The organism is Bradyrhizobium sp. Mp27, assembly GCF_029953005.1.
In the GTDB taxonomy this organism is placed as follows: domain Bacteria; phylum Pseudomonadota; class Alphaproteobacteria; order Rhizobiales; family Xanthobacteraceae; genus Bradyrhizobium; species Bradyrhizobium barranii.
Genome location: NZ_JASAUS010000001.1, coordinates 1 through 13372, shown reverse-complemented (window position 1 = coordinate 13372; position 13372 = coordinate 1). Strand labels below are relative to the sequence as shown.

Sequence of the window (13372 nt, the reverse complement as noted above, 5' to 3'; positions counted from 1 at the left end):
ACCGAGCCTTCGCCGCTCGCGAATTATGGACACCGATATCGAATCCCTCAGCCGGCTCTCTTCAAATCCGGGATGCGAGCGGTCGGAAGAAAGATCTCGTAGTTTCCGAAGAAGTGCCTCTGCTCCTCGACGTGGTCGAACAGGCCCTGGCTCAAGGCAGCGAGGATTTCACTGATCCCTTGCTGAACGCTGATCTCAGGCGTGAAATTCAATACCCGACGGATTTTGTCGAAATTCACGCGGTAATTCCGGGGATCGGCGCCGCGCTCCTGATAGGTCACTTTCGATCGCGGAATGTGCCGCATGATCTCCTCAACGACCATCAGCTTGGTGAAGTTGTTTTCCTCGCAGCCCACATTGAAGACTTCGAAGGCGACCTTGCTGGTGGGCGCGCGGAGCACTTCCTCGATCGCGCGGGCAAAATCACGAACATGGCAGTAGGGACGCCAGGTATTGGGATCGAATACCAGCAGTTCCTTTCCCAGGTGCAGTTCACGCACAAATTCGTTCACCGTGAGATCGAAGCGCATTCGCGAGGAAAGACCAAAGGCCGTCGCAAAGCGGAGAACCGTTGGATGGAATCCAGCCTTTCCTTTGAGACCCAGGATCTTCTGCTCCATCTCCACCTTGTGCTTGGCGTAAAGGGAGAGTGGCGCGAGCGGGTAATTCTCGTCGACGGCCTTGTCTTCTTCCACTAACCCATAGTTCGAGCAGGTGGACACGAAGATGAGCCGATCGACCGGATGGTGTTGCATCGCGTCGATGAAGGACGCGACGCCATTCCGATTGATGGCGTGACTTTCGTCGGGGTACTTGCTCGTGATCGGGTCGCCAACGAGCCCGGCGAGGATGACGACGTCATCCACACCCTTCAGTGCTTGATTGGCGAAACGGGGATCGCGAATGTCGCCTTGCATGAATTCGTATTGCGGAACGCTCAGATAAGGCCAGGCACAGCTCTCGTTCTTGTAGATGAGCTGATCCAGGCAGCGGACGTGCCAACCCTTTCTCAGGAGATGGCCCGTGATCACTGAGCCCACGTAACCAGCACCACCTACCAGAAGCACAGTTCGCTTTTCAGTCACCATTTGATCACCCGTCTACTTTTGAAATAGATTCGCACCGACAGATCCGCCAGTTGGCGCTATGCCGCTCTGGCTCTTCGGTCGGGGTCTTCGTATGCGGTTGAGAAGCGGCTCCCCCACGGCGATCCAGCCGGCCTGAACGATCCACCGGAGATCGGACGTGACGGTTCGATTGGAATAATATGCCAGGTCGATCTTCGCCTTCGCGGGAAACAGAACCTCCCGATAGAAATCCGCCACATTGCCGTCCGGCGGGAACAGCTCATTTTCATGCCGGAAGAGAACCTGGCACGGCCCGACGAGGCCTGGCCGGTGTTCCAGGATCTTTTCGAATCCGTTCCTGAAACAGTCGGCAAATACGAGGGTCTCGGGTCGCGGGCCGACGAAAGACATGTCGCCCCGCAGGATGTTCCAGAGCTGCGGTAGCTCATCCAGCTTGAATGCAGCCAGCAGCCCGCCGATCGTCGTCATGCGGTTGTCGTTCACCATCGTGAGCGGACTTCCGCGATCGTCGCAATCCGCTCTGAACTTCCGGAACTTGTACATGCGGAACGGCGCCCCGTTCAGCCCGAGACGAAGTTGCGAATACAGTATCGGTCGCCCGCCTTCGATCCAGACTGCAAGCGCAATGACCAACAGGATCGGCAGCGAGACGATTATGGCCGTCCCGGCACCGAGGACATCGATGACGCGCCGCAAACGCACGGCCGGAGCTGCCGGCCCAGCGCATCCCGCATTGACCGTTTCGCTCATGCCTGTTCGACCTCCGCGGGACAGGTTACCCGAAGTCCATCCGCGAGGCTGTCTGCCACGTGATCGACGTCGGCGGGAGTCATCGCGGGATGGAGCGGCAAGGTGAGCTCACGTCCGCAAAAATCCTCAGTGTTGGGTAGGCTGATGCCCGGATACTGATCCTGGTAGAACGTCAACCGATGCACCGGGGGATAGTGAATGGTCGTCTGAACGCCGCGCTTGCTGAGCTGTTCGATCAGGGGCTGCCGCGCGCTTGCCGCGGGGAGAACGACCGGCATGAGATGGTGGGCCGAGACCCACGACGCGTTGAATGGCACCACGACCGAAGGGCAACGCTCGGCGAGCCGCCGCCGATAGTGCAGCGACAGATGCCGCCTGGCGTCGTTCCAACCTGCCAACTTACGCAGCTGCACCAGGCCGACCGCGGCGCGCAACTCGTCCATGCGGTAGTTGAATCCAAGAAGCGTCACGTCGTATTCGGGGCTGCGGCTGACGAGGCGCTGGCGCGTGTTGGTGGTCATGCCATGCGACCTGGCGCGCTTGATCATGTCGTTTAAGATTCGGTGACGCGTTATGATCGCGCCGCCTTCAGCAGTCGTCATGTTCTTGTTGCCGTAGAAGGAAAATGCGGCTGCATCGCCAAACGTGCCGACCCCCTTGACGCCGGGCGCATGCGCGGCGTCCTCGATCAGGAGCAGACCCTTGCTGCGAGCGAAGGCCTGCCACTCCTCTCGATCAGCGAGGTAGCCCCCAAAATGCATGAGGATCACCGCTTTCGTCCGCGAGGTGCATTTGCGGAGCGCGTCGGCCGCGGACATCAGGGGAATTGCCCCGGATTGGACATCGACGAACACGGGCCGCGCTCCGACGTAGAGCACGGCATTGGCCGTGGCAACGAACGTGAGAGATGGAACGAGGACTTCATCGCCGGGGCCGACGCCGAGCGCATGCAGGATGAGGTGAAGTGCGGCCGTGCATGATCCGACTGCAATCGAGTCCTCGGCGCCGTGCATGCGTGCAAACGTTTGCTCGAACTCCCGTACGCGATCCCCCATGGTGATCCAGCCGCTATCGATCGCGGCAACAAGAGCTTCCTTTTCGTCAATTCCAAGGGCCGGTTCTGATACCAACAGCATGTGTTCCTCTTCCCGTTCATTCCCCATGCGAAGGGTGACGCTGCGTCACGCAGCCGCTGTTGCGAATGCAGACGATTGCTCGTCCCACGCAATGTCCTGGGCTTTCAGGAAGTCCTCGACCCGGCCAATGTCGAGCCACAGGCCAGTGTGCTTGAAGACGTTAACGCGGGCTTCTTCCTCGAGCATCTGGAACATCAGGTCGTCGAATCCGAAGGGGACGCCCGACGGAATGCGCTCGAGGACGACCGGATTCATGCAGTAGATTCCCATGCTGACGAGGTTCGTCAGCTCCGGCTTCTCGCGAAATCCGGTCACGCGTCCATCGATTTCATCAATCACACCGAAGTCCATCTTCGTGCTCCGAACGGAGGTCCCGATGGTGATGTTGGCGTCGGATTTTCGGTGATTGTGGATCAGCTGGTTCAGGTTCAGGTCTGTCAGGACGTCACCGTTGAGGACCAGGAAGGGCTCGTTGAGCTGTTCTCGCAGCAATGACAGCGGACCGATCGTGCCGAGCGGCTCGAGCTCCTGCGTATACGTGATCTGCATGTTCCACTGGCTGCCGTCACCGCAGACGCTGCGGATCAGATGACCCAGATAACCGGTGGTGACGAAGACCTCTCCGATCCCGTTCCGTCTCAACCATTTGAGAACGAGCTCGAGGACGGGACGGGCGCCGATTGGCATGAGAGGTTTTGGCAAAATGGACGTATGTGGACGAAGTCGAGTTCCTCTGCCGCCGCACTGAACTACCGCTTTCATCTGAACCTCCATGTACTCAAAAAAATACGCTTCAAAAAAACGAGATATGCTTCTCAGGAAAAAAGGTAGGAGCAAACCATGCCTGCGTCTTCGTTCGTTTGCATGAGAGCGTTGGAATCGGACGGCAGAGGAATGCCGGTGGGTTGTCCACGCAGTCGTGCAGTCGAGGTGTACCTCTCCGGAAGGCACGGGATTCGCCTTGACGAAGGGGCTCATGCGGAAGGGGTCGCGAGGGCGAAAAAACGCCGCACTCGGCAGCCGGGTGAAGCCCCGGAGTGCCAAGCCGCGATCGAGTCACAGGACAGCTCGTTTCCTCTGCTTGCCGAACGCGCCGGTCGGTCAGGTATCGGCGGCCAAATTAACCTTGCTGGCGATGTAACGTGCCATGCCCCGAATGGAATCGAGATTCTCGGGCAGGATCTCATTGTCGTCGACGGCGATGCCGAAGGTCGTCTCGATGAACCCGACCACCTCGAGCACTCCGGTCGAATCGATGATCCCCTGGTCGAGCAGGGAAGCGTCGTCGTTCAGCGCCGCGATGTCGCTGATGTAGAAATTCGATGTCAGAAAGGCGCGGATCTGCTCCTTGCAGCGGTCGGGTGCCAAGACCAGTGTCATTGCGTTGGTGCTCCATATGAAAGCGGGTGCGTCGATCGGTCGTCCACAAGCTATCCCGTGATGAGCTCTCTCTTGTTGATCTTGCCCGTATCCGTGCGCGCAAGTTCCGGCATGATAACGACGTACTTGGGGACCATGAAACTCTCGAGGCGCTTATGACACTCTCGCTGGATCTGCTTGGCGTCGATCGGCCGGCCTTGGTCGATGACCACGAAGGCCTTGATCGCGTGGCCGAGCAGATCGTCGGGAACGCCGATGACTGCCGCTTCCCTTATGCCGGGAATGTCCAGCAGAGCGCTCTCCACCTCCTTGGGCGCGACCTTCTCGCCGCGTGATTTGATGACCTCGTCGCTCCGGCTGACGAAGTACAGATATCCGTCGGCGTCCATCTGACAGTAGTCGCCGGTGTAAAGCACCTGCTCGCCGGGAAGCGGTCCGGGCTTGAGCTTCTTCGCGGTAGCTTCGGGCTTTCGCCAATAGCCCTTCATGACGGTCGCACCGCGGATCACCAGCTGTCCGGCGATGCCGGCGCCGACCCGTTGATCACGCTCGTCGACGATCCACATTTCGGTATTTGGGATGGCAATTCCTACGCTCGACGGCTTCCGATCGAGATCCTCCGGCGGCAGGTAGGTGCAGCGTTTGCATTCGGTAAGACCGTACATGGAGTAGATGCGGGCGCCGGGGAACGTGTGTCTCAGTTGCGCCAGGTGCCGGACCGGCAGTGCGGCACCGGTGCTCGTCACGTAGCGAATGCTGGATAGATCGTAACTCTTCAACGATTCAAGCTGCAGCAGAGTCGAGAACATCGTCGGAACGCCGGGAAAACCCGTCACTCTCTCTTCCGCAACACGTCGGAGCGTCTCGGCGGGGAAAGCAAACGAGCGCTCGAGAACAAGGCGTGCGCCGGCGCGTACGGCCATAATCATCTGATACAGGCCGTAGTCGAAGGCGAGTGGCAGAGCGTTGAGGATGACCTCATCGTCACGGACGTCCAGATACGACGACACCGACGTACACGCCGTCATCATGTTCCGGTGCGTCAGCATCACCCCTTTGGGCTCGCCGGTCGAGCCCGAGGTGTAGACAATGGCGGCGAGATCGATATCGATGCAGCGGCGCGCGGGAGCGACGTCGCGCTCGGTGGCCGTTACAGTGCTCCATCGTACGGCATGCGGCAGTGCGTTCAAATCCGCGTCGCCGATTGGGCCGGACACGATCACGCGGCGCAAGGACGGGCAATGTCGTGCAGGTTCGCGGAACGTGGCGTAAAGGCGCGTTTGCGCAATGAGCGCAGTCGGCTGGCAGTCATTGAGGAGATAGCCGAGCTTGTCGGGCTTCGTGAGAGGATTGATAAGGCATACGATCGCGTTGGCCTTGAGGACGGCCCAGAAACTGACGGCTGCATCGACGGTGTTGTCGGAAAAGATCATCACACGGTCGCCGCGCTCGACACCGGCCTCGACCAGGTGGTGCGCGACCGCATTCGACCACGCCTCGAGCTGGTCGTAGGTGACCCGATGACCGTCGCATACGAGCGCGACCTTCGCGCCGTTTTGATGGGCCGAGTTGATCAGGTAATCGTGCAGGAGCGGCACAGGATTGTTGATCATGCGTAAACTCCCGGTACGTCCTGGCGGTCGACGTCCACGCTGAGCTCGAGGCGGTGCGGTGCTTCCGGCCGGTCCGCGACGAACTGCTGGAACAGGAGCTGAGTGGACAGGACGCCGACGAGCGCCATGTTGTCGAAGTTCGACAGGTCGCCATCGCCGGCGTGCGCATGAGCTTGGCACTTGGTGCGCAGCCGCTCGACCGCCACCGGGTCGAAGATGTTTGCGGCGCGGACGCTTGCGCTTGAAAGCGCTTCGTCAACATAAGGGGGGGCATCCCTGTCCACGAAGCAGAGCGCATTGGGGGTCCGGTAGGGCTGCTTCTTGCGTGTGACGATCTCTGGTGGAACCTGCGACTGCGTGACACGCTTAAGGACGTGCTTCTCGTCGAGGATGCGAAGTTTGCAGGCGTCCGGAAGGGAGTTCGCGAGCTCGACGACGTCGTCGTCAAGGAATGGAAAGCGTCCCTCGACCGAGTGCGCCATCAGCATCCGGTCTCCCTGGGAGGAGAGCAGGTATCCGGCCAGGAGCGTCTTGGTCTCGAGGTACTGATCTTGTGCAAGCGGCGTCCAGCGGGAAAAATCCGGTGGCAGACGATCGAGCAATTCGGTCACCGGGTCGGCTCGCGAAGTCGCCGCGCGCATGTCTGCGGAGAACAGGCGCTTGATCGCGCTGGTGCTGCGCCAACGCGGAGAGTGAGCGAAGCCGGGCGCATCTGGGGCAGAAATGCCGTGTCCGAAGAACTTTAGCGCGATGGCCTGCATGTGGACCGGCGATCGCGAGATGTAGGGATAGAGCCGGCTCAGGAGGGCGGCGCGCCGCGTCGAAGCCGGCTGGCGGCCCCAGAAACGGCGGATCTTGCCTTCGCGAAACACATCGTAGCCGGCGAACATTTCATCTGCGCCTTCGCCGGTCAGAACGACCTTGATGCCGCGCTCGCGCACGAGCTTTGAGAGCAGGAACAACGGTGCAGGGGCGGTCCTCAGAATTGGCCGCTCAGTGTGATAGATGACCTTGGGAAATACCTCGGCGATATCCTGCCGCGAGACCATGAGCTCGTGGTGCTCGCTCGCAATCGTGCGTGCCATTAGGCGCTGATAGGAGGTCTCGTCATACTCGGCGTCGGAAAATCGCACGGAAAACGTCTGGAAACGTCTGCCCGCAAAGCGGCTTCCCAATGCCGCAACAAGCGAACTGTCGAGACCACCGGAGAGATAGCTTCCCACGGGGACGTCGGACCGGACCATTCGGAGCGCCGTAGCCGCCTCCAGTGCGCTACGCACGGCATCGATCACATCGTCACTGCAGCCGGCGGACGAAATGCGATGCTCGTCGGACCGGGGCGCATAGCACGGAGTCCAGAATGGGCGGTCCCGGACCGCGCCGCGCACGTAACTGCGGACGTGTCCCGGTTCAATCTCCGTGATCCCCTGAAACACGCTTTGCGGCGGCACGCTGCTCCAGAAGGTAAAAGTCTGGTCGATGCCTGCTGGATCGAATGCTCGAGGGATTGCCGGATTTGCCGCGAAGATGGCCTTGATCTCACTGGCGAAGTAGAGCTGGCCTTGATGGTTGCAGATATAGAGCGGACAGATTCCGGTCCGGTCACGGGACAAGACGAGGCGGCTGGCGGAGGCGTCCCAGATGGCAAGGGCCCATTGCCCGTTCATCCGTTCGAATGCTGCCTCGCCCCAGACGCGATAGGCCTGAATCGCGACCTCCGTGTCGCTGCGGGTGCGGAAGCGATGGCCGAGCGAGATCAGCTGCTCGCGCAGCTCGACATAGTTGAAGATCTCGCCGTTGAACACGATCCAGGCGGGTCCGCCGGGATCGGCGAGCGGCTGTTGTCCGCCCGCTATGTCGATGATCGAGAGCCGGGCGTGCGCCAGGCCCGCGCGTTGGTCCCGGTAGAGGCCCCGCTCGTCTGGCCCGCGATGTGCGAGCGCCCCGACCATCCGCAAGAGCGCTCTCCGCGAAGGACTCGGAGCGTTCGCACTCAGCGCCACGATGCCGGCGATGCCGCACATGCCGTCTAGTCCTCGATTACCGCATCAACGAGTAGAGGCGGGCTGTGGAGATAGCGCGTCGCCCGACGCTTGGAAGTGATGTCCTTGAAGACCTTCTGCACCTGCGCTGTGGCCAGACCTACTGCCTCGGCCACGTTGTCGGCGGAAATGCCGTGGTTGACCGCGTACATGCAAACATCTGTCAATCGATAAGGGGCAGCGAAATAGAACTCCTCCTGGCTCTGCGGCAGCGAGAATGTGTCGGATGTCGGCGGCCGTCGCCTGATCTCGTCGTCGATGCCAAGGTATTCGGCCAGTTGGTAGACCTGGCTCTTGTAGAGATGCGCAATCGGCATGACGTCCGCATCCCCGTCACCCTGCTTCACGAAGAAGCCCTGATCGTGCTCGAGCCGGTTTGGCGTACCTATGACGGCATATTTCAGACGGTCCGCGTGATAGTACTCGGTCATCTTGCGGACCCGTTGCTTGTAGTTGGTCGCGGCAACGATCTGCAGGTAGACCTCGGGCGGAAGACGCACGGTGGAGGTTTCGCCGTCCGGGTCCTGTACGGTCAGACGGGTGATGTTGATGCCGGCGCTCTCCGAGCCCGAGCCGAGCACCAGCTTGCACTTCCAGTCGATTCCATACTCGGGTACGACGGCTTGGATCGCCTCTCGCTGCCGGCGGTACGCGCCCAATGCTTCGAGCGCCGGTGCGATGTCTTCGACGACCGTCGTGAGGCGCAGTTGCGTGGCAACGACCCGGCCGAGCCTCAGCGAATCGGACGACGAATCGCGCTCGGGCATCAGCAGACCGAGGACCTTCGTGTTTCCAAATGCGCGCGCACAGAGCGCTGCGACTACGGAGCTGTCGATGCCGCCGGACAGTCCGACGATGGCTCCGCGTCGGCCAAGCACGCCAAGGACACGGTCGCGCAAGAACGCGACGATGCGCGCGACCTCTGATGGCGCATCCAGGACCAGGGCGTCTTTACTGAACGCGGGTTCGGTTTGGCTGTGGGCTGCTTGCAGGGTCACGTGAACAATCCGCCTCTCTCTGGGGAAACTCGGCCGGTGAGTAGGTTTGCGACAGCGCCTTCTGGACGAGGTGCAAGTTCATCGCGAGGTAAGGCGGCATGACCAGATCGGTGTGAGTGCCTGCGCTTGGGACGACATCGATCTGGGCGAACGCACGATCCCATCCCAGAGTTTGCGGCATCTTCTTTCGCTGGCATCGGAACAGAACGGCGGAGAACGGCAGCATCGATTTCGGCTCCGCCAACCAGCGGAAGTAGGCTTTCGCGCGCAAGACTTCCTGCAATTCCTGCTTGAGCCTGAAAGAGGTGAGATCGAACTGCCCCTTCGCGCGGCGATCGAGCATCCGGGCCAGGTTAGCTTCATGGCCGATCGCAACGGTTGCCTTGGCGAGGGCCCGGCAGGCCATTCGGGGCGCGGTGACCCGGTTATTGCGGATTCGACGGATCGTGCGGGTCACCGTCTCCCATGCAGAACTGCGCTCGCCCATGAGGCTGGTATCGAGAATTCCGAAGAACTTCACCGAGCGGCCAGCGGCAAACATTCGCGTCGCGACCTCGAAGGCGACCGCCCCACCGAGGGAATGACCGAGAAGTCTGATGTGGCCGTGCGGCTGGATGCGATTGATCTGCTCCACGGCAGCAGCAGCCATATCGCAAACGCTGTCCTGACCCTGCAATATCTTGCCGAGATCCGGGTAGCGGATCGGAACGACATGTGCAATTTCGCGGATTGAGGCTGTCAGGGCGGCGAGGCTGGCTCCATAACCAAGTGAGCCGGGCAGTAGGAAAAGCACGGGCGGCGCCGCCGCCACAATGCTCGAGGGCGGAGAAGCCAAATCCTCGCCTGTATCAATCAATGGCCGTAGCTTCATTGGCATGCAACCGACCGATCGAGCTCCGAAACTGGAGTATGAAGACGTTGAAAATCCTCTCATCATTCATTTGCATGAAGCACATGGTCGCGCCCGGGAAATTGGTTATTTTCGCTCCAGCGCGTCTGTCGTCCATGTGCCGCCTCCTCGAGCGGACGCGAAGTTCGGGGCGTGCTCTTTCGACCCTCTGGGTCACACAGGCCCATTGATCGGTGCGCCCGACGTCCGCGCGCCGCCAGGCCCATTCAAGAGAAACAGCGCCACGATAATTCCGAGGGCGTAGCCGGTAGCTCCTCCGGCGGCCATCATGTAGATCACCTGCAACGGGTCGAGGCCGAGGTGAGCACCGATGAGAAGCGGGCCAAATACAAACACGGCCCGCACCAGATCAACCAGCAGACGCAGTTCCTGACGGCGAAAAAGAGTCGGAACTTCCTGAATGGGCGTCGACAGGGCCTGTGCGGCGCACATGAGCGCCAGGGCGCCCATGATCTGACCCGTAGGTATCCAGGATTCTCCGAGCAGCGGAACGACGACGTAGGGAGAGATAAATCCAAGGCCGAGCACCGGCAGAACGATCAGGCCGGCCGCAACGACCAACAGGCCGCATGCGGTGCCGAGCAGATGATGACGATTGAAGTCTTTGCTGGCCTCGGCGACGAAGACATTGCTGAGCGGCAAGGCGATCAGGGTGACCGGACCGGTCACGAGACGGGCGGCGACGCCAAAATGCCCGGCAAATGCGGTACCGAATAGCGAGCCTATGAAGATTGCGGGGAGATTGATGATCGCGAATCCCGCAAGGGCCGAGGGCAGCTCGAACAGGGGAAATTTGTACTCTCGCCGCGCCGTCGCCGCGACCGAACCCCACGAGGCTTGCGCGATGCGGCGGATGTCCTCCCATTTCAGGAGCCGGGTGCAGAGGAATGTGATCAGCACAGCCTGGCTCAGGATGTAGGCTCGGATCATTGCATCGTCCCCGAGGCGAGCGAGGCCGAAGCTCACCTGGAGCAGTGCCATCGACGCCGGCAGGATGAGGCGGCCCATGCCGAAGTCACGCATATGATTGAAACGCAAGCACCAGCAGTTCATTGCGTCGGCCACGCCGACCGCAGCCATCCCGATGGGTACGAGGTAGGTAAGATGTTGCAGCCGTTCTGGCACCATGTCCGACAGCAGATATCCCGCGGCAAGCACAACAGAGGTCGTAAAGCAGACCGCCACGAGTGTGAGCTTGAGCGCGACCAGCGCGTGAGCTCTGTCTTCAACCACATACAGCGACGTGCTGAAGCGAAGCCCGGCTATCGCGCCGAGGATGTTTACGATTGAGAGATAGATCGTGAAGATTCCAAAATCCTCTGGCGAATAGAGCCGGGTGAGGATGGGAATGGCCGCTACGAGCATGAGCTGGCCGGTGAGTGCAAGGGCGGAGACACCCGCCGCTGCACGAACAAGGGCCCCTGTCCGCGTCGGACCGGTAGCCGGCTTTGCGGCCATGAAAAATTTCCTCGGTCCATTCATTTCAAAAATGCAACATCGTAGCGGCTGAGCACTGTACTTCGGCTTGATCGTAGGATGGAGCGGCGCACACGCCATCATTCATTCGCATGACGCTGACTGAAGTGTCGCGGAATCGAAGGAGGGTTTGCATGAACAGCTCGTGCTTGCGGAATAGACGACGCTCGGAGCCCGATCGTGATTGGAGCCGGAACCCGCGTCTCGAATGGAAGCGTTGCGAGACTTGTGGATCAGCGCGGGCCTGGATGACGTGCAAATGCGAGAGATTACAGGCGCGCACGTAGCCGTGAGATGAGCGTCTCGACATCTCCCGATTTCATTCGGAGCGCGCTCCTCAGCAGGAGTTGGGATGTCTTCATACTTGCTGGCGCACCTGGGAGCATGCTGCGGAAGCTGCTCGACCGTCGGAAATCGAAATCGGTAACCGCGATGGTCCATCGTTAGTGCGCGATAGCATTGAACAAATGGGATAAATGGCGACGTCGCCCCCTGCCAACTGGCAGCCTCAGTCGAACCGGTTGATCGCGAAAATCAGGCCAATGAGGGCTTCCTTGCGAAGGCCCAAACCGAAATCGGCAACTGAGGATCATTCTTCAGGCTGTGGATGGCCGGGATATAGTAGGCCCATCGCATGTCGTGCTTGAGATCTGTCATCAGACACTGTCGATTGCCCCAGGAGCCCGTCGTCAAGACCGAAAATCCCGCAGATTCCAGGAGGATCTGGATCCCTTCTTGAGACCAACGAAAGCAATCCAGCGGAGCTGGGTGAATTTTCACCAGAAACGGCGTGGTAATTACAAATGTTCCCCCCGGTCTCAACATCTGAAACACGTGAGTTGCAGCTCGGTCCGGATGCTTGATGTGCTCGAACACCTGCTCGGCAATCACCAGGTCGAAGCTCTCCGCGGCGAGCGGGCCCGCGCAAATATCGTATTCGGGATACTCGACCACGCGATAAGAGTGGAAGTTGAAGTCATCCTCGCGCTTGCCACTGATTTCGAGCACATCCAACCGAGCGCAATCGAGCGACTCGATGAACTTCTTGACCTCCTGATTCATTACTACTCGGGACCAGGTCTCGGTCAGGCCAAGCGCTTTGCGAAAGCGGTATCGGCGGTCCGGCGGTACCAAATTGTTCAGTGCACTTCTGATCAGGTGTTGCAAGGGTGCACTCCGTTTCCTGCGGCCACAACAGACGAGTAAGCAATTCCCATTCCCCGTGGGTCGGTCAAAATCCCCCGGGTATGGTCACTTGAAACTCCCCCACCTGATGATCGCCGTCAGCGCCGCTGAACAGCAGTAGCCGGTCAGGCAGGACGTTTATGTTCGACCCCTTTAGCCAGCAAGGGGCCGGGGAGTTGAACGTCTTGAAGCGACATCTGCAAAGCACCGTACTTACATTACTTGATCGCAACACCAGCCAGCGCGAGATTCACCGGCTGACGGGTGTCGATCGCAAGACGATCCGGCGTTATCAGGCGCTGCGGGCCGGTGCGGAGGCAAATTCCCCCGGGGAAGTGACCACCGGCTCGGTGAGCGCGGACGGCCAAATTCCTCCACCCCGACCACCGGCTTTTGGGACATCGGAAGCGACGGTCACCAGCAGCCTGGCCCGTTCGGCTTGCGAAGCGCATCGGACGTGGATCGAAGAACAGGTCCGGCTGAAGCGGAACGCGCAGGCGATTTACCAGGACCTGGTTGATCAATTTGGCTTTCCGTCCAGCTACCAGAGTGTCAAGCGGTTTGTGCGCCGGTTGCGGCACGCTGATCCTGAGCAGTTTGATCGTCTTGAGTTCCTCCCCGGCGAGGAAGCTCAGGTCGACTATGGCGAGGGCGCGCCGACGGTTGATCCGAAGAGCGGGCGGTACCGTCGTCCCCGCCTGTTCGTGATGACGCTACGCTACTCGCGGCGCAGCTTCCGGCGGGTAGTCTGGAAGTCCAGCCAACAAGTCTGGGCGCAGCTCCACGAAGAGGCG

General features: G+C 60.4%; 12 protein-coding genes and 1 pseudogene. 1 reads left to right on the top strand and 12 read right to left on the bottom strand.

Annotated elements, in window-relative coordinates:
• Positions 1–47: 47 nt before the first annotated feature.
• The 12 genes from QJT78_RS00065 to QJT78_RS00010 all read right to left on the bottom strand — a co-directional run bounded on the left by QJT78_RS00065 (position 48) and on the right by QJT78_RS00010 (position 12560).
• The gene (locus QJT78_RS00065) at positions 48–1088 is read right to left on the bottom strand and encodes an NAD(P)-dependent oxidoreductase (RefSeq protein ID WP_028147250.1); all 1041 of its coding nucleotides are present in this window, start codon (positions 1086–1088) and stop codon (positions 48–50) included.
• 12 nt (positions 1089–1100) lie between these two features.
• Positions 1101–1838, bottom strand: a complete 738-nt coding sequence (locus QJT78_RS00060; protein ID WP_038942598.1) for a sugar transferase — start codon at positions 1836–1838, stop codon at positions 1101–1103.
• Positions 1835–2893, bottom strand: coding sequence for a DegT/DnrJ/EryC1/StrS family aminotransferase (locus QJT78_RS00055; RefSeq protein WP_240537534.1), 1059 nt, complete (start codon positions 2891–2893; stop codon positions 1835–1837). Before QJT78_RS00055 ends, QJT78_RS00060 begins: the two co-directional genes overlap by 4 nt.
• 126 nt (positions 2894–3019) lie before the next feature.
• On the bottom strand, positions 3020–3748 hold the full coding sequence (locus tag QJT78_RS00050) for a sugar phosphate nucleotidyltransferase (RefSeq protein WP_225894981.1): 729 nt from the start codon (positions 3746–3748) through the stop codon (positions 3020–3022).
• Between the two features lie 327 nt (positions 3749–4075).
• Positions 4076–4354 (bottom strand): acyl carrier protein, encoded by a 279-nt coding sequence (locus QJT78_RS00045; RefSeq protein WP_014496395.1) that lies wholly within the window; start codon positions 4352–4354, stop codon positions 4076–4078.
• 50 nt (positions 4355–4404) lie between these two features.
• The gene (locus QJT78_RS00040; RefSeq protein ID WP_028147254.1) at positions 4405–5967 is read right to left on the bottom strand and encodes an AMP-binding protein; all 1563 of its coding nucleotides are present in this window, start codon (positions 5965–5967) and stop codon (positions 4405–4407) included.
• Entirely contained in the window at positions 5964–7991 is a 2028-nt protein-coding gene (gene asnB, locus QJT78_RS00035; protein ID WP_028147255.1) for an asparagine synthase (glutamine-hydrolyzing), read from the bottom strand. Before asnB ends, QJT78_RS00040 begins: the two co-directional genes overlap by 4 nt.
• Positions 7992–7996: 5 nt before the next feature.
• Positions 7997–9007 (bottom strand): NAD(+) synthase, encoded by a 1011-nt coding sequence (nadE, locus tag QJT78_RS00030; protein WP_049807509.1) that lies wholly within the window; start codon positions 9005–9007, stop codon positions 7997–7999.
• On the bottom strand, positions 8961–9863 hold the full coding sequence (locus QJT78_RS00025; RefSeq protein WP_244433360.1) for a thioesterase domain-containing protein: 903 nt from the start codon (positions 9861–9863) through the stop codon (positions 8961–8963). The genes nadE and QJT78_RS00025 overlap by 47 nt, the downstream gene beginning before the upstream one ends.
• A complete protein-coding gene (locus QJT78_RS00020; RefSeq protein WP_240537533.1) occupies positions 9856–10014 on the bottom strand; it encodes a hypothetical protein in 159 nt (52 codons plus the stop codon). Before QJT78_RS00020 ends, QJT78_RS00025 begins: the two co-directional genes overlap by 8 nt.
• A 56-nt stretch (positions 10015–10070) precedes the next feature.
• Positions 10071–11375 carry a lipopolysaccharide biosynthesis protein gene (locus tag QJT78_RS00015; RefSeq protein ID WP_028147258.1) on the bottom strand — a complete coding sequence of 435 codons (1305 nt, stop codon included), beginning with the start codon at positions 11373–11375 and terminating at the stop codon, positions 10071–10073.
• Positions 11376–11927: 552 nt separating this feature from the next.
• Entirely contained in the window at positions 11928–12560 is a 633-nt protein-coding gene (locus tag QJT78_RS00010; protein WP_028147259.1) for a methyltransferase domain-containing protein, read from the bottom strand.
• Positions 12561–12718: 158 nt separating this feature from the next.
• On the opposite strand from QJT78_RS00010, the pseudogene QJT78_RS00005 reads away from it, so the two are divergent.
• Positions 12719–13372, top strand: a pseudogene (locus QJT78_RS00005) (IS21 family transposase); the annotation flags it as partial.